Source organism: Spirosoma arboris (assembly GCF_009754945.1).
In the GTDB taxonomy this organism is placed as follows: domain Bacteria; phylum Bacteroidota; class Bacteroidia; order Cytophagales; family Spirosomataceae; genus Spirosoma; species Spirosoma arboris.
In genome coordinates, this window is sequence record NZ_WPIN01000008.1 from 167,897 (window position 1) to 192,002 (window position 24,106).

The window sequence follows — 24,106 nt, forward strand, 5'->3', positions numbered from 1 at the left end:
GACCAATTAGCCGGATTTATTTAATATCCCGCGTATATCTTATGGCTCATTTTCGATTTATCGCCTTTTTGCGTATCTGTATTTTTTTTGGCGGAGTAAGTATAATCTCTTCTGTGTCGGCCCAATCAACTACTGCTACATCGGGCGCGATGCCAGTTGCTGACACAATCCGACAAAGTCTCCCACAACTCGAGCAGCTGTTTCTGGAACGTAATTTTCAACTGCTCGCGCAACGCTATCAGATTGATATTGCCGATGCCGCCATTACGCAGGCTGGTCTGCGTCCTAATCCAAACCTGTGGTTTCAGGGAAACTTATATAATCCGCAAACCCATAAGGTTCTGCCATTTGGCCCTCCCTCGCAGGCTGATAAAGATGCGGGCATCTATAATAGTGGCTACTATGCCGTACAATTGCAACAGGTGATTTTGTTGGCTGGCAAACGGAGTAAGTTGGTAGCATTGGCCGAGAGCAATAAATCGCTGGCCCGTCTGGCCTTTCGAGATATCATGCGAACGCTTCATTATCAACTCTATACGACCTACGCTAATTTATACTATGACCTCCAGGGGCTGAAGTTGTTTACTGAAGAGTTAGCTCGACAACAACGATTGCTCCAATCGTATCGGATTGCGCTTCAATCGGGGGGAGTGGCACCCTATGAAGTAACCCGACTGGAAGTGGCAATTCGGGACCTTCAGGCCAATAGTGCAAACTACCAGACGCAAATTGCGGATGATCAGGCAACGCTACGTGTGTTGTTACGCCAGTCGGCTAAATCGTTTATTTTACCCACCGAGTTACCACCGCTGAGAACCACGCTTCCGGTGTTGGCAACAGCGCTTGACTCTGCCCAGACAAATCGACCCGACGTTGGCCTGTCGCAGGAGCAGATTAATAATGCCGAACGTAGCCTGGCGCTGGAAAAAGCGCGACGAACCCCGGATTTGACGACGGGATTGCTTTTTGAAAAATATGGGAATGCGTACAACAACTTTACCGGCTTTCAATTATCAATGGATTTGCCCGTTCGTAACCGCAATCAGGGGGCTATCCGATCAGCAGAAACGACGCTGAAAAGTGTGACGAGCGGCCTGGAAAATCAGCAGGTTGTTGTACAAAGTGATGTGCTGAACGCCTATGATAAGCTCAACACGTACTACGCAGAGTTAGCCGCACGACCAGATGGTTATCTGGATCGGATTCAGAATATCTCAGTAGAAGCGACCAAGGCTTATAACGCTCGTACAATTGGTTTGCTGGATTACCTGGATAAAATCCGAACCTACCAACAAGCGCAACTGAATAACATTAACCTGCTGAATAATCTGTTCAACACCCAGCAGTTACTGAATTATACCACCAACACACGTTTCTTTTAGGTTATGAAAAAGGTGCTGTATACCGTGGCCGTCGGGCTGGTCGTGGCCGCATGTGGTCATAAAAGTACGGAAACTGAAAAAGCCCCCACATCAAGTGCCGATTCGAGCAGTAGTTATTTGACTGATTCGGTTCGGCGGATGAATCCAGAAGATGAGCTGACGCTAAACGGCACGGTTACCTTCGATCAGGATAATGTTGTGCGGGTGTTTCCATTGGTGAGTGGGAACGTTGAAAAAACGACGGCTTCGCTAGGGGCTTATGTTCAAAAAGGGCAGGACCTGGCTTTGATTCGGTCGGGTGATATATCGACATATACGAATGATTACCAGGCTGATAAATCAGATTTGGAAGTTGCTCAGCAGCAACTCAAAAATGTATCGGCGCAGTATAAATCGGGATTTGCTTCAGAAACAGATTTCTTGACGGCCAAAAACAATGTTAAAAAAGCGGAAGACGAACTGAGCAAATCGTCAAATATTCTGCGCGTTTATGGCGGGAGTACGTCTGGAACCGGTCAGCCTTATTTTGCCGTCAAAGCCCCCATTGCAGGTTATATTGTTGAGAAAAACGTCAATACAGGTCAGGACTTACGATCCGATAACCAGAACCCACTCTATACCATTTCGAGCCTCCAGCAAATCTGGGTGCTGGCCAATGTGTACGAGCAGGATATTCCTGAGATTAAACAAGGACAACCTGTTGATCTTCAGGTATTGGCCTACCCCGATAAGACATTCAAAGGCGTCATTAGCAACATTAGTAGTGTGCTCGATGAGCAGGCTCGCGTATTGAAAGTCCGGATTGTATTACCCAATCAGGACGGCTTGCTGAAGCCGGATATGTTCGCCACTATTCATGTACACCTGCCGAATATGAGTGCCACCGAGGGCGCGAAATCGCTGGCCGTATCGCAAAAGGCCGTTGTCTTCGACCGCGACCACTATTATGTTATTGTGCAGACAGGTAAGGATAAATACGACGTTCGGGAAGTGAAAGTGCTAAAAAATACGACTCGCTATGCCTTCATAGAAGGAGGGAATCTCAAGCCAGGAGATATAGTCGTGACTGAAGGTAGTTTGTTGTTATACAATGATTTAACGGATTAGTCTGTATAGAGACGCAAGGGATTGCGTCTCTACATATCTATACCTCCATGAATAAATTCATCCGCAGTATAATCACCTTCGCCCTGACGAATCGCTTTGCCGTATTTTTTGGCATCGGTATCATCATTGTAGGTGGCGTGGTCGCTTTCCTGAATACACCCGTCGAAACGTTTCCTGATGTGACCAATACGAACGTCATTGTGATCACGCAGTGGCCCGGTCGTTCAGCCGAAGAAGTCGAGCGGTTTGTCACATTACCACTCGAAACCGAACTGAACTCTGTACCGCGCAAGAGTACATTGCGGTCGGTATCCTTGTTTGGGCTATCGGTCGTGACCATGATTTTCGAAGATGGCGTTGACAATTTTACGGCTCAGACCAATGTCGCTAATCGAATTACCAGCGTTGACCTTCCCGACGGCGTAAGTGCAGAGGTCGAGCCGCCTTATGGCCCAACAGGCGAGATTTACCGCTTTACACTAGAGAGCAAAACCAAGGATGTTACCGAGCTTAAAACGATTCAGGATTGGGTTATCGAGCGGCAAATTAAGAGTGTACCCGGTATTGCTGATGTGGTTAGTTTTGGTGGCAAGGTTAAAACCATTGAGGTCGATCTGAACCCGATTCTGCTGGCTAACTACGGTTTCACGGCAATCGATGTCGATCAGGCTATTCAGTCAAGTAATATCAACGTGGGGGGCGATGTTATTAAACAGGGTAATCAATCGTTGGTAGTGCGTGGAATTGGCTTGCTAACTAACCCCGAAGATGTTGCCGGTATCATTATCGACAACGTAAAAGGAGTGCCCATTAAAGTGCGTGATGTAGCCACGGTCAAAGAAGGATTCCAGCCCCGATTGGGTATCGTTGGTCGCGACAAACAGGATGACGTGGTGGAATGTATCGTGGTGATGCGTAAGGGCGAAAACCCGAACGACGTGATTCCGGCACTGAAGGCGAAGATCGATGAACTGAACAACAGTATTTTGCCCAAAGACGTCAAAATCAAGACGTTCTACGATCGGACAACGCTGAATAATTACACCCTGCATACGGTTGGCGAAAACGTACTGACGGGTATTTTCCTAGTCACGCTCATTCTGCTGATTTTCCTGGCCGACTGGCGTACAACACTCACTGTGGCGATTGTTATTCCGCTGGCACTATTGTTTGCCTTTATCTGTCTTCGTCTGAAAGGTATGACAGCTAACTTGCTCAGTATCGGTGCGTTGGACTTTGGGATTATTATTGATGGTGCTGTTGTAATGGTCGAAGGCTTGTTTGTGATGCTCGCTCACCGCGCTGAACAAATGGGCATGATGAAGTTTAATCGTCGCTCGAAACTAAGCTGGATTGCCCAAAATGCCACGGAGTTAGGCAAATCCATCTTCACCTCGAAGATTATTATTATTACCGCTTTACTCCCAATTTTCACATTCCAGAAAGTAGAAGGGAAATTGTTCAGCCCACTGGCCTGGACCATCGGTTTTGCATTGACCGGCTCGCTTATTGTTAGCCTTACCCTGATTCCGTTGCTGTGTAGTTTGTTGCTGAACAAGCAGGTACGCGAACGACACAATCCAGTCGTCAGCGGTCTGGAACGAGCCTATGTCCCTGCCTTGAACTGGGCGATCCGTCAGCCATTGTCGATCATTGTTATTGCCCTGGGTGCATTGGGGTTCTCACTTTATCTGTTCCTATTTCACATTGGTTCAGAGTTCCTGCCGCAACTGAACGAAGGATCTATTTACGTGCGGGCTAGCTTGCCTTATTCGGTTGCTTTGGACGAAAGCTATGCTTATACGCGTAAGTTTCGGGCAATTTTTGAGGAGTTTCCTGAGGTGAGGGGCGTTATTTCACAAACTGGACGCCCAAACGATGGTACCGACCCAACGGGGTTTTTCAACAACGAATTTTTCGTTGACTTGTACCCGAAAGAAGAGTGGAAGCGCGACATCTCGAAGGATGAGTTGATTGAGCAAATGCAGCAAAAACTAGCGCGTTTTAAGGGTGTTTCCTTCAACTTTTCACAGCCTATTTCTGATAACGTAGAAGAAGCCGTATCCGGCGTTAAAGGTTCAATGGCTATCAAAATCGTTGGTCAGGACCTGGACGTACTGGATAAAGAAGCGACAAAAGTGTTCGATGTTATGAAAAAAGTGCCAGGTGTGAGCGATTTGGGTGTGTTTCGGAATTTGGGTCAGCCAGAGTTTCGAATTCAACTTGATCCACAGAAACTGGCCCTGTACAACGTCCCGACCGATGTAGCCCAGTCGGTTATTGAAACGGCTATCGGGGGTAAAACCGTAACGCAGTTTTACGAAGGTGAGCGCCATTTCGATATTAAAGTACGATATGACGAGCGATTCCGCTATTCGCCTGAATTGGTTGAAAACTTAATGGTACCTACTCGCTCGGGTAGTAAAATTCCCCTCAAGGAACTGGCTGATATTGGCACACGCTCAGGACCGGCGTTTGTCTATCGCGAAAACAATGCCCGGTTTATTGCTATTAAATTCTCGGTTCGTGACCGAGATCTTGGTAGCACGATTGCCGATGCACAGAAACGCGTTGCCCAGCAGATTAAACTGCCACAGGGTTTTCAGATGCGTTGGGCAGGTGAGTTTGAAAATCAAACCCGAGCTGAGCGGCAGTTGGCGATTGTCGTTCCGATCAGTATTACCATTATCTTCCTGATTCTGCTGTTTACCTTCGGTAGCGCACTCGATGCCACACTGATTATTCTGAATGTACCGTTTGCGCTTATTGGAGGCATGCTGGCACTTTGGATTACAGGTATCAACTTTAGTATTTCGGCGGGTGTAGGATTTATCTGCCTGTTTGGCGTCTCGGTGCAGGACGGTGTTATTCTGATCAACCGATTTAAGGAAAACCTGCATAATAAACTACCCATTAGCGAAGCCATTCGGGAAGGGGCACTGACGCGGGTTCGACCGGTAGTGATGACGGCTCTCATGGCTTCATTAGGGCTTTTACCCGCAGCACTTTCAACCGGCATTGGCTCCGAAACGCAGAAACCATTGGCTACAGTTATGATTGGGGGGCTAATGACCTGTACGGTTTTGTCGCTACTGATTCTGCCCGTTACCTACGAACTCATTCACAGTCGACGCGCGCGAAAAGAGTTAGCCCGGCACGAAGCTAAAACGGTCGATATGCCGCATCATCCTTAATAAAAAATAGGGACAGGTACTCAAACCTATCCCTATTTTTTGTTTACACAATTCGTTTATCGCCAGTAACCAGGCATCCAGACATATCCACGACGACGTAATGACCAGTGTCCTGGTACCCACACCGCCCGTGGTCGGGGAGGAGCTGCCCAGTAACCACCCTGCCAACGATAACTCTGGCGATGAGGTTGCCAGTGCTCAGCAACCCACACATGGCGGGGTGATGGTGCGGGTGGGCGGGCAATAACTACATGTGGCCGGGGTGGAGTAGGTCGAACACGTACGTAAACCTGCGCGTTCGTATAGGCAATTGAGCTGATAAATAAACCGGAGAAAAGCAGACTTTTTAAGATGGTTTTCATAACGATTTAGAATTAAGGTAGAATCCACTGTCAGACTCCAACTTAAGCGTATAACAAATCGCCAAGCTGCCGTTGACAGGTGTATAACTGTACAATGCAGATTAGAGTTAAAACTTGGCGATAAGTTTAATGATGAGCGCAACCTAACTAATGGATGAGTCCTTATCTGACTCTTTGTGAAAACAAAAAAGCTTACGTAAGCTCAGTAACTTCTTCTGGCTTCGCCCGAAGTTGCTTCGTTGTTTTCCGTGAACCGTCATGGCTCCAACCGGGAGGTCCGAAAATATAGCCCAGCGCAGCCCGAAACGATCCTGCCCGACGAACATCCTGCCCAATCGCTATCCATTCATGAAAAGCAATTCGGACGGGATTATGTGAGTTCACGTTGGTGACCAGGCCATAGGTTGGCCGGTTGCGTTCCAATTCAAATGTACCAAACATTCGATCCCAGATGATCAGAATACCCGCGTGATTCTTGTCTAAATAATCCAGATCAGAGCCATGGTGTACTCGATGGTGGGATGGTGTGTTGAAGATGAATTCAATTGGTTTGGGGAACTTGTCGATGAGTTCGGTATGAATCCAGAACTGATAGAGCAGACTAATGGACTGCATGGTCATAATCGCTATTGGCGAGAAACCAACCAGGGGGAGCCAAATCCAGAAAATGAATGCGCCTGAGATGTTGCCCGTCCAGGTCTGACGCAGAGCCGTACCAAGATTGTATTTCATGGACGAGTGATGTACTACGTGTGAAGCCCAGAAATATCGGCTGCTGTGACTAATCCGGTGAAACCAGTAATAGCTAAAATCATCGGCAAAAAAAAGGATAACCCACGCCCACCACTGGGTCATATCCACGGTAAACAGCCGGAACTGATAAACCAGCGAATAAGCCCCAAATACAATGGCTTTCCCTACGAATCCAATAATAACGTTGCCAATACCCATCGACAAACTGCTTGCAGTGTCTTTGGCATCGTAATAATCTTTTTGTTGTTTAGCCGTAATCAGAACCTCGGCAACTAGCAAAATAATAAAACCCGGAATGGCATATTGAATCAGATCTCTCATAATTTTTCTGACTTTTATGCAAGTTACGGTATTCCTGATATGATTTCAATATGGCTTAGATTAAACACAGAGGCACAAAGGGCACAGAGAATTAAAAAACTCTGTGCCCTTTGTGCCTCTGTGTTTAACTTAATTGATGCGTTCTACCGGTTCATTGAAGTTAAAAATTCTTCGTTATTCCGCGTGCCTTTCATGTGGCCAAGCAGGAAATCCATACTTTCCATGGGATTCATATCAGCCATGTGCTTACGTAGAATCCAGACACGTTGTAGGGTCTCTTTGTCCAATAGCAGATCTTCTCTGCGTGTACCTGAAGCCATAACGTCGATAGCTGGGTAAACGCGCTTGTTCGCTAATTTACGGTCCAGCTGGAGTTCCATGTTGCCGGTTCCTTTGAATTCTTCAAAGATTACCTCATCCATTTTTGAACCAGTGTCGATCAGGGCCGTAGCGATAATAGTCAGCGAACCCCCGTTCTCTACGTTCCGGGCCGCGCCGAAGAATCGCTTGGGCCGGTGGAGTGCGTTGGCATCAACACCACCCGACAGGATCTTACCAGACGAGGGTACAACCGTATTATAAGCCCGCGCCAGACGAGTAATCGAATCAAGCAGGATTACTACATCGTGCCCACATTCGACCATCCGTTTTGCTTTTTCGAGCACCATACTCGACACCTTTACGTGGCGATCGGCTTGCTCATCAAAGGTTGATGAAATGACCTCTGCATTTACGCTACGGGCCATATCAGTTACTTCTTCCGGACGTTCGTCAATCAGAAGCACGATCAGATATACCTCTGGGTGGTTTCTCGTGATGGCGTTGGCGATTTCCTTCAGTAGTACTGTCTTACCCGTTTTGGGTTGAGCGACGATCATACCGCGCTGACCCTTACCGATAGGTGCGAATAAATCCAGCACCCGCGACGAATAGTTGTCGGGACGGTTGCTAAGATGAAGTTGCTCTTCCGGGAAAAGAGGAGTCAAATACTCAAATGGAATCCGATCACGAATTTCTTCCGTTGTTTTCCCATTCACTGTTGATACGCGTAGTAGTGCGAAATATTTTTCACCTTCTTTAGGCGGGCGAATGGCACCACGTACTGTATCGCCGGTTTTCAAGCCAAACAGTTTAATCTGTGAAGGCGATACATAAATATCATCAGGACTAGCGAGGTAGTTATAATCTGCTGAGCGCAGAAAACCATAGCCACCATCCTGCATAATCTCCAGCACACCCTCATTGTCGATTATACCATCGAACTCCCGGATGTGTTGATTATACTGCCGCCGGATTCGGTTTTGATATTCCTGTGCTTCGCGGGCGGGCTGGTTAAGTTGTGGTTGAGGAGCCTGAGTATTTTCGGTCGGTGCTGGTTGATCTGCTTGAGTTTCTGTAGGTGTCGTCGTTTCAACGGCAGGATCTGCTATTGAAACAACTGGCTCTGCTACCGACTGCATATTGGCTGCATTGTCATCCGAAACAACAGTAGGTGTCAGAAATTCGTCGTCGGTCTGGCCGCCATAATTCAGGGCTGTTTCGTCGGTTACAACACGTTGAGTACGTGGCCGTTGATCTCGGCGCTGATTATTATCACGAAGCTCCCGTGGTCCATTCGAGTTCTGATTATTGTCATTACGATCCCGATTGTTATCTAAGCGTTGCCGGCCATCTCGTTGCCCATCTGGACGTATATTCCGTTGCTGATTCAGATCCGTCCGTCCATTACGATCTCTATCATTTCGGGGAACACCTTGTCGGAAGGGGCGTTCAGTAGAGGAGTTCCCTTCGTCGCTGTCGCGTCGATTCTCAACACGATTCCGAACAGGTTGATTAAATTGACCGTTACGTTGGCCAGATTCGCGGGTCTCACGAGGCTGTGGAAGGACGTTAGGAGCGTCTGTTGGTGTCGCTGTTTCTGCTACAGCAGCAGTTTCGACAGGTATAGGTTCAGGTGTAGGCGCTAGACTAATTTCAGGCGTTGGTGTAAGAACGCTATCCGCTATTGGGGTCGGAGTAGGCTCAGCCTCCTCAGCCGCTGTACTTGTTTTCGGTTCGGGACTAGTACGTTCGCGTTTGATCCGCTGACGTGACTGGGGGCTGTTTGGACTAGCCGGTGTAGGCACAGCCTCAACGGGTTTACTTTCTTGGGTTGGAGTTGAAGTAACGGCAACCGTCTTTTTTCGCCCATTGCGTTTGGGTGGGCCTTCAGCCTGGGTCACCTCTTCGGCCCCTTCAGGGCCTGGGCGTTCCGACTGTTGTTTTATGATTTCGTAAACCAGTTTTTCTTTTGTGTATTTGGCGATATTACGAATGCCAAACTGCTCAGCAATTGGGTGAAGCTCGGAGAGAAGCTTCATGTCTAATTCTTCTTTCTTGAACATAGAGGTCAGGTTAGCGATAAACCTTGAAAGGACCGCCTTAGCGGTAAGGATGTAAGTTGAGGATTGTTAAAACTAAGAAACCGCTGTTTTGATAGGCGTGTTAAGAGACCCATGCTGGTCTAATGTGGGGCTATTGATTGATAAACCAAATTAACCTCAACAGATTCAAGTAATTACGTATTGAAAAATAAATCAAAAATATAACTTGGAGTGATTGCCTGATCCAAACATAACCGTCTGGTGGGGCCAGAAGTGGCGGTTATTAAAGCGTTTGGAAAATGACGGTTCGCTATTGCGATGATCTGCTGTAGTTATGGGCTATCTCTTTATTGAAAACCCTACCTGCCAACCGGACTGATGGTAACAAAGGTAATAACTTGTTGCGGTATTGTCAAGAAAACGTTATTTCCCAGGAAATGTTTCCATTTTTTAAATAAAAAAAGATTTTAATCGAAATGCCTATGAGTTCAGCGTAGTTAATCGACGATCAATTTGTCAGTTAGCACGTTTAGATGTTGCTTTCTATAAAAATGGTTCGCTGTGAGGAATTTGTTGATAAGGCGGAAAGATCTAAGACAAGTAGGCAGTAGCAGGTTGCCGTTAAAAATCCTTAAAACCTTTATAAATTCTAAATTTTGTGCCCTACAAGAGCGTTGCACTTTCATACATGAGCCGAACAGATACGAATTACCATTACGGAACAACATCTACCAATTTGGTTATCGACTGGGGAAATACCAACCTGAAAGCAGGCTGGTTTGCCGAGTCACAGTTAGTGAAAACGGAACGCTATGCCTCGCTAAATGAGCTGTTGGCTGATCTTGAGAGTAACTTAATAGTGAATATGCTGGTCTCTTCAACTAGTCGACCAACGGATGAGATTCGCGTTGAGTTAATGGGAATAAGTAATAATTTCTGGGTATTGGATAGCCAAACTCCTGTTCCTATACGTAAGGCATACGATACCCCTACTACCCTTGGTGCCGACCGGGTAGCTGCTGCTGTAGGCGCCATGACGTTGTTTCCGAATCAGGATTGCCTGATTCTTGACCTCGGAACTTGCCTGACCGCCGATTTAATTGATCAGCAGGCTGTGTTTCAGGGAGGACTGATTTCGCCGGGATTACATATGAGATTTCGGGCGATGCATGAACAAACTGCCCGGTTGCCTCTTGTTAAAACGCCCCCTGAGTGGCCTGACTTGACTGCTAAAAATACACAGTCGGCTATGCAGAGCGGAGTGATGAACGGGATGGCCTTTGAACTGAATGGAATTGTCGAATTATATCGTCGCGAACGGCCGGGTATTGCAGTACTCCTGTGCGGAGGTGATGCTATCGCCTTTGAAAGTCGTCTTAAACCGCCGATATTTGCAGTGCCCGAATTGGTGCTGACTGGATTGAATCGAATTTTACGCTATAATGTTGAGAATTTACAAGCGAGTACGCCGGACGTTAACGCATAGTTTGCTGGCTGTTGCCGCGACATCGCCTATAGTATTGGCGCAGGGATTAGGTAATTCACCCTATTCGTCTCTGGGCATCGGAGAGTTATATAGCCCAGCTAATGTAACCAATATGGGCATGGGCGGTGTGGGTATCAGTAATGCCAGCGGATTCTATCTGAATCTTCAAAATCCGGCACTGCTGGCTCAGCGAAGACGCTATACCGTCTTTGAAGTAGGCTTGGTTGGTCAATCGACAGGCCTTAGTCAGAATATCAGCAATACGGAACAGAGTCAGAGTAATGTTGCGGGAAATCTGGGGTATCTGGCATTGGCTTTCCCTGCGAATTCCCGCTGGAATATGTCTTTAAGTCTAAAACCGTATACGTATGTTAATTACAATACGCGGCAATATATTGCTGTACCTGGAACACCTTATACAGCGGTCTATAATTATACGGGGCGCGGAGGGCTGAATAAAGCAACATTTGCCAATGGTATTACTGTCACCCGAAATTTTTATGTGGGTGCCGAAGCCTCTTTTTTATTCGGAAACGTTACAAATTCAGCTGATTCGAGAGCTATTCTTGATCCGAATGGTAGCACAGATTTGCTTGTAACTCACTTAAATCGTGTTAATTACAGTGATATCGTCTTTAAATTAGGCGCTGCCTGGCGTCCTAAGCTAAACGATAAATGGATACTTAATCTGGGAGCTACGTACGATCCGCAAACCCGCATTAAAGCCCAGCAAACAGATATCTATCAGCAAACGTCATTATCGGGCCTGGCGATAACTGCTCCTGATACGCTACGACTTAACTCGAATAGCAAAGCAACCTTACCACAGCAAATGCATTTTGGTATTAGTTTAGAGAAACTGAATCATGGATTGCTGGTAGGGGTTGATGTTGGATTGCAGAAGTGGAGCGAATATCGCACTGCAGATAATAAGCCGGGCGGCCTGGTCGATGCAATGAATGTTGCAGGAGGTGTTGAATATACACCCAAACCCGCATCAAACCGCTACCGCGATCTGATCACATACCGGGCGGGATTCCAGTATAATCAGATGCCTTATAAAATAGGTGGTCAGACAATTAACGACATTAATGGAAGCTTGGGGATCTCATTGCCCTTAGGCTACAATTTAGTTAACCACGTAACATTGTCTTTGGTGGCTGGCCAGCGGGGTGTATTAACTGCCAGCCAGATTCGAGAGCGCTACGTGCAAATAGGATTGGGCTTCTCGTTGAATGACTGGTGGTTCATTAAGAGAGCGGTTGACTGATGTGTTTTAATGAACAATGTAGAATGAACAATGTAGAATACAGAGAAAGAAGTAAAAGAACTGTTTCGATAAAGATGGTTTATTTTACATGTTTCATTCTCCATTGTTCAATCCTTCTTCTAGCCTGTGGCGAGCCGAAGCAGGCTAAAAAAGTGGAACCTTATAGCGGGCCAATTGAAGAAATCAATGATGTGAAACTTCTATATAGTGAAGCTGCTTTGCTGAAGGTTAGACTAACAACGGCGAAGCAGCTTCGGTATATCAACGATAATCGACGTTACCCGGAGCCCGTCAATATTTCGTTTTTTGGTCTTACTGGAGAGGAAGTTACAACCATCCGCTCCGATTCTGGTCGCTACGATAAAGCAAAGGATATATATGTTGTAATGGGCCACGTAGTGGTCATCAATAAGCAAAAACAGGAAAAGCTCCTTACGCCCGAGCTAACCTGGAACCCAGTTACTAAGAAAGTATATACCGACAAACAGGTAACAATATTAAGTCAGCTCACAGGTGAGAAACTCTACGGACTTGGCTTAGATGCTAATCAGGATTTCACTAAATACGCTATTCGTAAAGTAACTGGCGTTTTTAATGTACAGACTGGAATTTAGTAAGTAACTATTTCTTACAGGCGTCTAAAATAGGTTTAACCGATTTGACATCCGTCAATTTCGTTTCGTTCCCCCACTCGTTGTAGATATACGTAGCTAACTCGGCAACTTCCAGGTCGCTCAACTGCGGTTGCGGAGGCATAGGGCGATTATATGGTTTACCATTTACCAGGATTGATCCCTGTTGGCCGTATCGAATTAAGCAAATGACGCCTTTTTTATCTGCCAAATAATCTGAATGAGCAATAGGTGGATAGAGGTTGGCAAGCCCTTCGCCTTTGGGTTGATGACAATTGGCACAATTGTTTTTATAAACCAGAATGCCCTCTGTGATATATCGTTGTCGTTTTATTTCTTCCTCGCTTTGGCAGGATAATAAACCAATGAGAATCGCAATAGGTCCTAAAATACTGACAGGTCGGATCATGGTTTACTCTCGGCTAGAAGTCGAGTCATATCAGTCATTAGTTTGTCAACGCCTGCTTCAGTAGTGCCATCGTAAATACCCCGGATATGTTTGTCTTTGTCTACCAAAATAAATGCGCCACTATGAATAACACCTCCGGGAGCAGTACTATCGGCCTGTGCCGTAACCATATAGCTAGTTTGTCCTAGATCGTAAATTTTATCGCGATCACCAGTCACGAATAGCCATTGACGCCCCGTTACTCCAAGGTTTTGCGCAAATTCGTTGAGTACCGCTACCGAATCATGATCAGGATCGATGGTGTGCGATAACAACATCACGTCTGGATTTCCTTTAAATTTCTCGTAAACTCGTTTCAACTGCACCTTCATTTTGGGGCAAATGGTTGGGCAACTTGTAAAAAAGAAATCAGCTACATAGATTTTATGGTCGAGCGTATGAGCCGTTACAGTGTCGCCATACTGGCTAATAAACTTGAAATCTGGAATTGACTGATAGACAGTATCCGTCACCGATTTTCCATTCACTACTTTGGTAACAGCTTCCCGCTGCCCCAAAATGGGAAGCTTATCATTCGAAGAAGTACCGCACCCATATAGGAAGGCAACTAATCCAGACAAGAATATCACATGGTTAGTTTTTACCCAAAAACTGCTTGGCCTGTTCAATGCTGGTATTAACTTTTTTCTTGACATCAGTAATTTGATCTTTTTGCGCGGCCAGATAAGTTAGGGCTTTGTCGGATGAGAGTTTGGCAAGTGTATCTCCATTGTAGTGTGCCATCCACTCATTCATAAGGCTATCAGCAATGAGTAGATCTTGATTTAGACGAGTAGCTTGTGCTTTTTCCTCATCAACTCGTAGGGTAGCAGCGGCAGAACCGCTGGCCTTCAGACTGTCGAGAGAGGTAATGCGCTTTTGTAGTTTTTTTTTCAATTTCACGAGATCCCCCATTACTTTGGGCATTATCTCGTCATGAATAGCAAATACTCCGTTTTCTGCTTCCTTAACGGCTTCTTCACCTGAGTTACAAGCCCCGAAAGCCCCACTAAATGCAACTAAAACGGCAATGATACGTGTAGTTTTGTTCATAGGATTGAATTATGTATGATGTAGGATATATGATGCATGATTCCCCAAATACATCATATATCCTACATCATGCATCTATTTTTATTTTACTGTTGCACGCTGTTTCAGGATTTCCCGGGCGTTTTTAAGAGCGCTGGCCGACGGATTCTTACCCCCAATCATCTGGGCAATCTCGTTGATACGCTCGTCTAGTGTCAGTCGTTTAATACGACTAACGGTCTTATCGGAAGAGTGATCCTTATACACAAAATAATGAGCAGTCCCCTGCCCAGCTATCTGGTGGAGATGTGTGATCGCAATAATCTGGTGACTGTGCGCCATATCACGCATCATATTTCCCATTTTAATGGCAATTTCACCCGATACACCCGTATCAATTTCATCGAAAATAATCGTTGGTAACGACCGTTTGTTAGCCAGAATATATTTTATTGCCATCATTAATCGTGAGAACTCACCACCCGAAGCTACGTTTTTCAACTGTTGGGGTTTCATGCCTTTGTTAGCACTAAACAGAAACGCGATAGTATCTACGCCCGTAGGTGTAGGTTTAGCTGTTTCTGCCTGAATCTTCAACGATGCATTGGGCATACCAAGATCGTGTAACAAGGCTCCAATTTCATGCTCGATGGGAACGAGCACAGTTTGTCGGGAGACCGATAGAGCTTCGGCGCTAGTTTGAAGTTGCGCATAAGCGGCTGTGGTCTGCGCTTTGGCCTCACTAAGTGCATCGTCCAGATTTAGCACTTTACTCACTTTTTGGCCTAATTCATTCCGAAGCGCAATCAGACCTTGTACGTCTTTTGTTTGGTGCTTCGTCTGAAGTTGATAGAGTAGATTTAGTCGCTCACGGATGGTTTCGGCACGAATGTCATCAACCTCTACCTGGTCTTGTTCGGTGCTGATTTCGTCGGCTAAATCACGTAATTCAATCAGGCTACTTTGTGCCCGTTGCTGCAATTGCTCGTATTGGTCCGACAGTTTACTAATATAGGACAAATTACTAACAGCGCCTTTTAAAAAGTCAATGACGGATTGCTCTGTATTGTCTAAATATTCGTAAGCTAATTGCAGTCGCTCTTTAATTTCTTCGGCGTTTTCCAGAATTGTCAACTCCTGTTCGAGCGATTCCTGCTCATCGGGTTGTAATTGTGCTTTGGTAAGCTCCTCGTACAGAAAATTGTTATAGTCGAACTCTTTACGCATGGCAGAAGCTTCGGACTGTAATTGGTCGTAAGCCGCCTTACTCGTTCGATATGTTTGATAATCAGATCTATATGTTTTTAAAAGAGCATCATTCTGCGCATAGGTGTCGACAATTTCCAATTGATATTCATTGGAGCCAAGCAAAACTGAATCGTGTTGTGAGTGAATATCCATCATCTGGCTTGTTACCCGGCGAAGGGTTTCCAGATTGACGGGTGTATCATTAACGAATGCTCGTGATTTTCCACTTACGCTAATCTCGCGACGTACAATGCACGTATTGGAATAATCTAACTCTTCTTCGTCAAAAATACGCTCAATAGCATAACCTGATACACCAAATGTACCTTCAATAACACATTTCTGTTCAGGATTATATAAAACGCGGGTATCGGCCCGATTGCCTAATAGCAACCCAATGGCCCCCAACATGATTGACTTACCGGCTCCTGTTTCGCCCGTGATAATGTTCAGCTCACGGTCGGGCATGAGTTCGAGTTCGTCGATCAGTGCATAGTTTTTTATTAGTAAATGCGATAGCAAAATCAGAAACAGTTAACTGTGAGCAGGAATCCTTTACGAGTGAACAAGTGCCATGTGAAGCTACTAAATACAAAGTTACTCTGTTTATAAGTAATAGGAATGCTGGCTACTACTGTTCGCTCACTGGATTAATTTTCGGTAATTTTCTGTTTTGGCCGGGTCTAAATACGAGAGTAAATCAAAGGCTTTTTGGCGTTCTGCAGGTGTTCCTTCAAATAGAATATTGTAAAGCTCTTTCGATTTAGCATCAAAAAACGAATTGAGTAATACTGAATTCGGGAGTTGTAGGCCAATTGTCCGAATGGTGGTCAATAAATCAAGAATTTGCTTGCGAACCTGTACTGGATTGGCCGCAAAAACGTCTAATCCTAAGCGATGGTATGTATAGAGGCCATCTCGAAATGGAATCAGTTGCTGATTTTGCAGATTTTCGACAAGCCAGTATCGGTTGCGCCGGTCACCCCCAGCTTGCCAGGCTCCATTAGCTGAGCCTTGCTGAGCCAAATTAGTAATTGTATAGGCTCGCTGTATGAACTGGCTGCCACCCTCTTTACTGAATGTATCGTAATCGACAGCCAGAATCACATTGGCATAATAAGCCAATAATGAGGTTAGATCGTCTGAAAACTGATTCTCTCGAAAATAAACCGGCGTTGTTGGCAAATAGACAAAGTTAAACGCTCGATCTACATAACTGAAAATAGTTGTCTCGTAATTAGTACCATATACCGGGCGTGTTACAACAATTTGAGCCGTTGCTTCAAAAACACCTTGCGATAACGACTTCACCAAATTGATATTCATGGAACAATTAATCCGCTCGTTTACAGCAAATTGCTCATTGCTCCAGCGCCGATTATTCATAAACTCGGTGATGATACCCTTCAATTGACTTACATAGGCAAAATCTGTCTTTTGCTGGGCAAATAACTGGTCGGAGTTGATGGTCACCTGGCAGTTGAGTTCCTGCGCCTGTGCAAAGACGCAGAGACAGCTTAGAATGGCTAAAAATATCGCTTTCATGGTTGATAACGCCGTGACTTTTTTAGGCAGATTTTCGCGGGTGATAAGCTAATGATAAAAGCTGGCTCATCGGCATAAATTTATACAGACATAAGCTTCTTTTTGATCAAATTCACTAAATCTTGAGCTACTTCATCCTTCGATTTTAGCTCAAATTTATGTGTTTGCCCGCCTTTGTCAATAACGGTGATTTTATTCGTATCGTGCCCAAAACCAGCCCCTTCATCGCGTAGTGAATTTAAGACAATCCAGTCTAAATTCTTTGTTTGAAGTTTCTTTACTGCATTTTCATATTCATTGTCCGTTTCAAGCGCGAAACCCATCATCCATTGGTCTGGTCGCTTGCGGCTTCCCAGTGTGGCCGCAATGTCGGTGGTTTTAGTGAGTTCAAGGGAAAATACAGCTTCTTTTTTCTTGATTTTTCGATCAGCAGGATGAGCAGGCGTATAATCAGCAACAGCTGCGCTCAATACAATGATGTCGGCTTCATTGAAAGCATCCTGTGCAGCCACGAACATTTCCTGCGCTGACCGCACCTGAATTCGATGAATGGCGGGATCGGGGAGGGGTAGAGCTGTAGGACCACTGACTAAATTGACTGTTGCCCCAGCCTTTGCAAAGGCATTAGCGATCGCATAGCCCATTTTGCCAGTCGAATGATTGCTGATATACCGAACAGGGTCAATGGGTTCCTGCGTAGGTCCTGCTGTTATCAGCACCTGCTTTCCTGATAGAATTCCTTGCTTCACGCTCCCAGCCCCCGGCTTAAAGAACTCATCAAGTAAGTGCACAATGGTTTCGGGTTCAGCCAAGCGCCCTTCACCTACTAAACCGCTGGCTAATTCGCCGTGTTCAGCCCGAATAATATGGTTGCCAAATGATTCAAGTCGGCGGAGGTTTTCGACGGTTGTAGGATGGTGGTACATGTCGACATCCATAGCTGGAGCAAAAAATACCGGACAACGGGCTGATAGATAAACCGCCGACAATAAATCAGTACATAAACCTGTGGCACAGCGGGCCAGTGTATGCGCTGAGGCCGGAGCGACAACGACTGCATCGGCCCACAAACCAAGCTCTACATGATTATTCCAACTGCCATCGCCTATGTGCCCTGATTCTGTAGTAACTAAGGTTGATAGAACGGGATTTTTCGATAGAGTAGCTAACGTAAGAGGAGTAATAAATGCCTTAGCAGACTCAGTCATAACTACTCGCACTTCGGCCCCTGCCTTCACCAGCAGGCGCACTAATAGTGCCGACTTATAAGCCGAAATACTACCCGTTACACCCAACAGAATTCGTTTGCCCGTAACTGACATGAAAAGTCGCTATAGAAGCATATTTTGGTTGATGCCGATATGTATTGGCTGGGAAATCCAATAGATTAAAACATCAAAAACCGCACGGCAATTCTACCGCGCGGCTATAAGAATAGAGAATAAAGCAGCATTATTGCTGAGGTTCTTCGTTGTAGCGCCAGTAAACTTTCCCTTCCAGAAACTCATCTGTTGCAATAGAAGTTGGTTTCGGCATGCGCTCATAAAATTTCGAGATCTCGATCTGTTCACGGTTTTCAAACACCTCTTCGAGGTTGTCAACTGCCGAAACGAACTCAGAAAGCTTGTTGCTTAGCTCTTCTTTGTTTTTGGTTGCAATCTGCCGGGCACGTTTAGAGATAATCGAAACCGATTCGTATAGGTTGCCTGTTTGAGCCGCAATCTTATCGTTATTACGGGTAATAATGGATTGATTTGTTGCCATAATGATTTGTTCTCGGTATTTGGTTATAGTTTACAGTGGTCGTGTTGTTGAAGTAGATCAACCTAAAATCTCAAACCGTAAACTGTATTAATTTGCGGCTGTCACTTTTGCCGGGGGATTCTTAAGCTTTTCTTTTTCCTTTTCGCGTTCCTGTTCCTGCTTATCCAGTCGTTCGATTTCTTTCTGGCTGGTTTCGTACATCTTCTCCGACTGCTTAAGGAACTTGCTATTAGGAAATTTGTCAATAAATGCCTGATGATAACTTATCGCTTCCTGATAACGTTCCTTTTGCTTGTTTTCCAGACTATTCTGCGCCAGACTGAATTCAGCATCTACTTTTAGGAATGCCAATTCTTCATTGTACTGAGAGTCCGGAAACTCTCTCTGAAAGTTATTGATCGCGATTACCGACGATTTATAAGAAGCAATGTTGAAACCACTGGTTTTGTAGTAGAGCTTGGCTTTTTCATAGGCTTTGCGCTCCAGTTTTCCACGTAGATCCAGAATCTGTTTAGTGGCATCGTCGCGATACTTGCTGTCTGGATAGGCGTTGATGAAATCCTGGAGTGCAGAGGTAGCCGTTAATGTGTTTGACTGATCAAGATTGAATGAGGGCGTGTCCCGGTAAAGCGAGTAGGCATACATATACATAGCCTCCTGAGCATAATCTGATCGGGCAAAGGTTTCGTAAAACTTCTTGAATAAAGTTGCACTCAGCAAGTACTGTGCCTGTTGATACTGCGTATAGGCATAATAAAACTGAGCCAGTTCAGATTCATTACTGCCTTTCAGAACAGGGATAAGTTCTTCGAACAGGAGACCTGCCCGATACCAATCTCCCTTTTTATAATACGCAAGGGCTCCTTTGTACTTAGCATCATCGTTACCACTTTTCTGCAATTTAGAGAAAGGGCTACACGAACCCAGTAAAAACACTACCCCAATCCCTAGCAGAATCTTACCAAAATGACGTTGTTGCATATGTTTGCAAAGATACAAAAAAAATACAGGCTACACCGATTTAACGACGACGCAGCCTGTGGTAGTGCCGAAAATGACCGGCAATTTAATGCTGTTTAGGTTATTTTAACAATTGGCGCTAAAGCTCACTGATGGCGAACAAGCAAACGTTTCGTTGCTACTTTCTTACCATCGACTGAGAGTTGATACAGGTAATAACCAGTATCCAAGGGGCGAGTAACAATGCGAACCTTGCGATCATTACGTTCCAACTCTATCTGCTCGTAACCGGGTACGGGTGTGCCCAAAACATTCAAAAGTACTAGCTTTGCTTCTGTACCCGACCCTGTAAACTGATAATCGAGCTCAGCCACATCATCGGCTGGATTAGGGTAGGCGTTAGAAATCCACAGCTTATCGTTAGAAAACAAACGGTTATCGCCCTTGCCTTCCTGAGGAGGTACAGACTTAAGATCGCTCGCAGGTGCGGAAGTTTCCGCAGTTGAAGCCTTGGCGGCAGATTTTGATCCCGCATTTGGCAATAACAATGACCGGTAATGTTCGTTAATCGCCGAATTTTTATTGAGCGTTATTGACCGATCAAGTCCCGATAAAGTCGGGTTAGGCATAATCGAAAACCGTTGCGACGGTAAACGAGATGCACTAGTTTTCTGTGGCGACGACGTTCGGCCCAGTTCGAGTCGACTTCCTTTCCGGACATCCGTATCCCGGAGAGCGACCTGCGCTCTAAGCGGGATAGTTGCCGTTAGCAAGCCCGTCAATACACCAATAAGTATAAATTGTTTCATGAAAGTCCTCTTCAGGTACACACCTATTCACCACAAACCTATTCAGCTTAAAAGACAAAGTCAACTGTCTATTGTCTAAAAAATTGTTAAAAGGCTTAATTATTAACTTTTCGAACCAATTTTTGAGCCAAAGGTTTGATTTGGCCCTTATTTTTTAATGGTTTTTTCACTGCAGGCTTCTCTGCCGGAGGAGTTTCGAGCCATAAAACTTGTCCTTTAGTTGGTTTTTCAGCCTCGCGCCAACGAAAACCGTCCAGCTCCTGCGTTTCACCGGTTATTTCTTTAGGCGGAATTAGTTTTGAATCCGGATGCCCGTAAAAGCGAATTCGACCGACTTTGTTGTTAGTAAATTCGATGTTCATCCGGCTACATTCAACGTGATTCAGCCCAATCATTTTATTTTTTTCATTAAGGGCATAATAAATACTTTGCCCGTTTCCATCAACAATAACGCGATCAAGTGTGGTTTGCTCCTGAAGCCGAACTGTATCGGATGGCATTGTCCCTTTTTTTCTATCAGTTACGCTCGGAGGTAGGGTATTCGTTGCAGAGGCCACTGTATTTCTGCTGTTTTTCAGTTGAGAAACCAGTTTTTTGCTGGGTTGTACTTCATTGGAAGCCAGTGAAATCGTATCTGGATTGACAAGCTTTGTTGCGAAAAAAGCAGTGATGGTTCTCCCTTTAACCTGATTGAAGTTTTTAAGTGTATCAAGTGAAATAACGAACGATTTTGCTTTTAAAAACATCGTATGAATCCGATTATTTTTGAGCAATACTTTCATTGAATCAGCCTCCATCTGATACTTATTCTGACTCCAGAGAATTGGTTTTTTATAAAAATAAATAGTCGAATCGGCCATGTCGTAAATGAGCGAATCACATTTACTCTGCATATCCGATTTGTACATAAATACATTTTTTTGTCCTAACAGACGACGCGTATTCGTTAGTTTATTATCGAACGAAAAGAGCGTATCTGCCCGCAGGTAGAGCGTATCATGTGTAGCCTCATTTGCTAGACTTTTAGCGACAGCATGGCCCGTAACCCGAGAAATACCCGCTTTACCATTATAGCGGACATGATCGCCGGTAATGACGGCTTTACGATCTTTGGCGACCATAATAACACTGCCTTTGGCAATACCCAGTTCAGATAGGTTGTCGTAATAAAGAGAATCGCCGGTGAGTCGATATTTAGGCGTCTCGACAGTAGCCCGACGCTGAAAATTCGAAATGCCTGTAGTCGTATTGTATTGACCGGCAATGGCTGTCAGAACCCCGTCTTTATTCTTAATGCGCGTTGGCCCCTGAAATGTTGCCAGTCGGGTTAGCGAATTATAAAGCAATGAATCGGCAGTGAGTGTACCTTTGGTATTCACTAAACGAACATTCTGACGAAACGTAAAGAGCTTAGTGTGGGTATCATAATAGCCTTCCCGACTGGTCAGTATATTTTCTTTATCAACTATTCGACCCGGTACTGGGTAGTGCGCAATACCCGACAACATGTCGTAGTCGAGTTGAGCAGTTGTTAGGGTCATTTTGCGGTCGTGCATGATAACATGGCCGCGCATGTTTGCCTGACGTGTGTTGCCATAATAGAACATAGTATCGCCCCGTACGTTGATGGTGTCGCCCTGAACCAGCCGCACGTTGCCATACGCTTCGATTACATTGGTTGTTACGTTCTGGATGGCGAGATTGCAGTACATAAGTACCCCTTTGTGTCGTAGTCGAACGTTGTTATGCAACTTTCGAACTACCTGGCCAGGTATATTGAGGACGACCAAGCTATCAGCGTGAAACAACTCGACTTTATCGCCAGTCCCTGTAGCCACGGGCGTTCCTGCTACCTGAGCCAGAACATCGGTAGAAGTGACCAATAAACAAAGCCAGACAAAAACGAATAAAAAGCGGGCAAACAAACGAATCATGAGACAAAACTACGGCTTTGAGCCGACACCGAATGTTAGAGCAGAATTTTTTAGCATTTATTAACGACAATCAACTGTTCGGCACCAGTGACCATTTACTGTTAGCTGTTAGCGGTGGCATTGACTCAATGGTAATGGCTGACTTGTTTTATCGTACTAATCAACCATTTTCCATAGCCCACGTAAACTTCGGCCTGCGAGGGGCAGATTCTGAAGCTGATGCCCTTTTTGTTCAGAACAAGGCTGAACACTATGGGGTTCCGTTTCATCTAACACACTTCGATACAACTGCCATTGCTGCCGAGCGCGGAATTTCTATTCAAATGGCCGCTCGCGAACTTCGATATACCTGGTTTGATCAGCTTCTTGAGGACTACAAATACGCTTGTGTGGCAACAGCTCATCATCTGAATGACGTGCTGGAAACGCTGTTACTAAACCTCACTCGTGGCACTGGACTGGCCGGACTACATGGCATTGCCAGTAAGCAGAACGGTATCGTGCGCCCGCTCTTGTTTGCTACCCGCTCTCAACTGGCAATGTATGCAGAAGAGCAGAAGCTGCTTTATCGGGAAGACAGCTCTAATAGTGATGATAAGTATGCTCGTAATCGAATTCGCCATCATATAGTACCTGTATTGACCGAGTTGAATAGTGGTTTATGGCAAACATTGCCTCGCACTATTGAGCGCCTACGGGCAGCAGAAGTACTCATGCAGGCCGAACTTAAGCGATCCTGGAAGGAAACGATTTTGCAGGATGGCAATCAGATAACGCTACCAGCCGATAAGTTGCAGGCTTTAGCCGAGCTTACCTTTCAATTGGCGGAATGGCTTAAACCATTCGGATTTGCCGATGATCAAGTAAAGCATATGATTGAATCATTGAATCAGTCTGTTGGCCAAGTGTTTGAATCTTCTACACATCGGATCAGCCATGAACGCATAGGCCTATTGCTTGAACCGTTGCCAATACCGATGGATTACGAGATTACGCTGGTCGATTGGCCAAATGGATTGGTGGCAGTTGCAGGGGCTTTTGCACTTGCTATTGACGAAATAGAAAAAACTGGCGATTTTAACCTACCAACTGATTCCAGTATTGCTTGTCTGGATGCCGATAGGCTGACGTTTCCGCTCACTATTCGCCCGTGGCGGCAGGGTGATCGTTTCCGGCCACTAGGTCTTAATGGACATAAACTGGTTAGCGATTTATTGAATGATTTGAAAGTAAGCCGGACTGAGCGGGAGCAAACGGCTGTACTTCTTTCCGGCGGTCAAATTGCCTGGGTTATTGGTCGGAGAATTGATCATCGTTTCCGAGTAAAGGCAGAAACAAAGAGAATTGGGCGATTTTCGTTGACTTCAACAATGGATTTTCCTCCAAACAGAAGTTGAAAAATTGTATTTTTAAGGTGATAAAACGTGAAAATATAGCTTTTGGGTTTATCATAAACACGACCTTATAAAGTTGGCACTCTATTTGTAAGGTTTTTG

Annotated in this window: 20 protein-coding genes; 7 read left to right on the forward strand and 13 right to left on the reverse strand. The window is 45.3% G+C overall.

Going from position 1 to position 24,106, the window contains the following annotated elements:
* Positions 1 to 41 precede the first annotated feature (41 nt).
* The 3 genes from GO755_RS21560 to GO755_RS21570 are packed head-to-tail and all read left to right on the forward strand — an operon-like array spanning position 42 to position 5,683.
* The gene (locus tag GO755_RS21560) at positions 42 to 1,382 is read left to right on the forward strand and encodes a TolC family protein (protein WP_157587364.1); all 1,341 of its coding nucleotides are present in this window, start codon (positions 42 to 44) and stop codon (positions 1,380 to 1,382) included.
* Positions 1,383 to 1,385: 3 nt separating this feature from the next.
* Positions 1,386 to 2,489, forward strand: coding sequence for an efflux RND transporter periplasmic adaptor subunit (locus GO755_RS21565; RefSeq protein ID WP_157587365.1), 1,104 nt, complete (start codon positions 1,386 to 1,388; stop codon positions 2,487 to 2,489).
* 47 nt (positions 2,490 to 2,536) lie between these two features.
* Positions 2,537 to 5,683 (forward strand): efflux RND transporter permease subunit, encoded by a 3,147-nt coding sequence (locus GO755_RS21570; protein ID WP_157587366.1) that lies wholly within the window; start codon positions 2,537 to 2,539, stop codon positions 5,681 to 5,683.
* A 56-nt stretch (positions 5,684 to 5,739) separates the two neighbouring features.
* On the opposite strand, the gene GO755_RS21575 is transcribed toward GO755_RS21570, so the two are convergent.
* The 3 genes from GO755_RS21575 to rho form a co-directional block, all read right to left on the reverse strand.
* Positions 5,740 to 6,045: a YXWGXW repeat-containing protein gene (locus GO755_RS21575; protein ID WP_157587581.1), complete on the reverse strand. Its 306-nt coding sequence runs from the start codon at positions 6,043 to 6,045 to the stop codon at positions 5,740 to 5,742.
* A gap of 192 nt (positions 6,046 to 6,237) precedes the next feature.
* Positions 6,238 to 7,119, reverse strand: a complete 882-nt coding sequence (locus GO755_RS21580) for a sterol desaturase family protein (RefSeq protein WP_157587367.1) — start codon at positions 7,117 to 7,119, stop codon at positions 6,238 to 6,240.
* Positions 7,120 to 7,262: 143 nt separating this feature from the next.
* Complete coding sequence (rho, locus tag GO755_RS21585; protein ID WP_157587368.1) at positions 7,263 to 9,503, reverse strand: transcription termination factor Rho; 2,241 nt, start codon at positions 9,501 to 9,503, stop codon at positions 7,263 to 7,265.
* A gap of 667 nt (positions 9,504 to 10,170) precedes the next feature.
* Between rho and GO755_RS21590 the strand changes: the two genes are divergently transcribed.
* The 3 genes from GO755_RS21590 to lptC all read left to right on the forward strand — a co-directional run bounded on the left by GO755_RS21590 (position 10,171) and on the right by lptC (position 12,852).
* Complete coding sequence (locus GO755_RS21590) at positions 10,171 to 10,968, forward strand: type III pantothenate kinase (RefSeq protein ID WP_157587369.1); 798 nt, start codon at positions 10,171 to 10,173, stop codon at positions 10,966 to 10,968.
* Complete coding sequence (locus GO755_RS21595) at positions 10,925 to 12,238, forward strand: OmpP1/FadL family transporter (protein ID WP_227687040.1); 1,314 nt, start codon at positions 10,925 to 10,927, stop codon at positions 12,236 to 12,238. Before GO755_RS21590 ends, GO755_RS21595 begins: the two co-directional genes overlap by 44 nt.
* A gap of 152 nt (positions 12,239 to 12,390) precedes the next feature.
* Entirely contained in the window at positions 12,391 to 12,852 is a 462-nt protein-coding gene (gene lptC, locus GO755_RS21600) for an LPS export ABC transporter periplasmic protein LptC (RefSeq protein ID WP_317165933.1), read from the forward strand.
* 7 nt (positions 12,853 to 12,859) lie between these two features.
* On the opposite strand, the gene GO755_RS21605 is transcribed toward lptC, so the two are convergent.
* The 10 genes from GO755_RS21605 to GO755_RS21650 form a co-directional block, all read right to left on the reverse strand.
* The gene (locus GO755_RS21605; protein ID WP_157587371.1) at positions 12,860 to 13,279 is read right to left on the reverse strand and encodes a c-type cytochrome; all 420 of its coding nucleotides are present in this window, start codon (positions 13,277 to 13,279) and stop codon (positions 12,860 to 12,862) included.
* Positions 13,276 to 13,947 carry an SCO family protein gene (locus tag GO755_RS21610; protein ID WP_394351041.1) on the reverse strand — a complete coding sequence of 224 codons (672 nt, stop codon included), beginning with the start codon at positions 13,945 to 13,947 and terminating at the stop codon, positions 13,276 to 13,278. The genes GO755_RS21605 and GO755_RS21610 overlap by 4 nt, the downstream gene beginning before the upstream one ends.
* Positions 13,913 to 14,371: a viral A-type inclusion protein gene (locus GO755_RS21615; RefSeq protein ID WP_157587373.1), complete on the reverse strand. Its 459-nt coding sequence runs from the start codon at positions 14,369 to 14,371 to the stop codon at positions 13,913 to 13,915. Before GO755_RS21615 ends, GO755_RS21610 begins: the two co-directional genes overlap by 35 nt.
* A gap of 81 nt (positions 14,372 to 14,452) precedes the next feature.
* Entirely contained in the window at positions 14,453 to 16,120 is a 1,668-nt protein-coding gene (gene recN, locus GO755_RS21620) for a DNA repair protein RecN (protein WP_157587374.1), read from the reverse strand.
* A gap of 120 nt (positions 16,121 to 16,240) precedes the next feature.
* Positions 16,241 to 17,143, reverse strand: coding sequence for a type IX secretion system protein PorD (gene porD, locus GO755_RS21625; RefSeq protein WP_157587375.1), 903 nt, complete (start codon positions 17,141 to 17,143; stop codon positions 16,241 to 16,243).
* Positions 17,144 to 17,223: 80 nt separating this feature from the next.
* Positions 17,224 to 18,465: a bifunctional phosphopantothenoylcysteine decarboxylase/phosphopantothenate--cysteine ligase CoaBC gene (coaBC, locus tag GO755_RS21630; RefSeq protein ID WP_157587376.1), complete on the reverse strand. Its 1,242-nt coding sequence runs from the start codon at positions 18,463 to 18,465 to the stop codon at positions 17,224 to 17,226.
* A 130-nt stretch (positions 18,466 to 18,595) separates the two neighbouring features.
* Positions 18,596 to 18,907: a DNA-directed RNA polymerase subunit omega gene (locus tag GO755_RS21635; protein WP_111340528.1), complete on the reverse strand. Its 312-nt coding sequence runs from the start codon at positions 18,905 to 18,907 to the stop codon at positions 18,596 to 18,598.
* An 87-nt stretch (positions 18,908 to 18,994) separates the two neighbouring features.
* Positions 18,995 to 19,888: an outer membrane protein assembly factor BamD gene (locus GO755_RS21640; protein WP_157587377.1), complete on the reverse strand. Its 894-nt coding sequence runs from the start codon at positions 19,886 to 19,888 to the stop codon at positions 18,995 to 18,997.
* A 125-nt stretch (positions 19,889 to 20,013) separates the two neighbouring features.
* Positions 20,014 to 20,676: a T9SS type A sorting domain-containing protein gene (locus GO755_RS21645; RefSeq protein ID WP_157587378.1), complete on the reverse strand. Its 663-nt coding sequence runs from the start codon at positions 20,674 to 20,676 to the stop codon at positions 20,014 to 20,016.
* A gap of 95 nt (positions 20,677 to 20,771) precedes the next feature.
* A complete protein-coding gene (locus tag GO755_RS21650) occupies positions 20,772 to 22,610 on the reverse strand; it encodes an OstA-like protein (RefSeq protein ID WP_157587379.1) in 1,839 nt (612 codons plus the stop codon).
* A 32-nt stretch (positions 22,611 to 22,642) separates the two neighbouring features.
* On the opposite strand from GO755_RS21650, the gene tilS reads away from it, so the two are divergent.
* Complete coding sequence (gene tilS, locus GO755_RS21655) at positions 22,643 to 24,007, forward strand: tRNA lysidine(34) synthetase TilS (RefSeq protein WP_157587380.1); 1,365 nt, start codon at positions 22,643 to 22,645, stop codon at positions 24,005 to 24,007.
* The last annotated feature ends 99 nt before the right edge of the window (positions 24,008 to 24,106 follow it).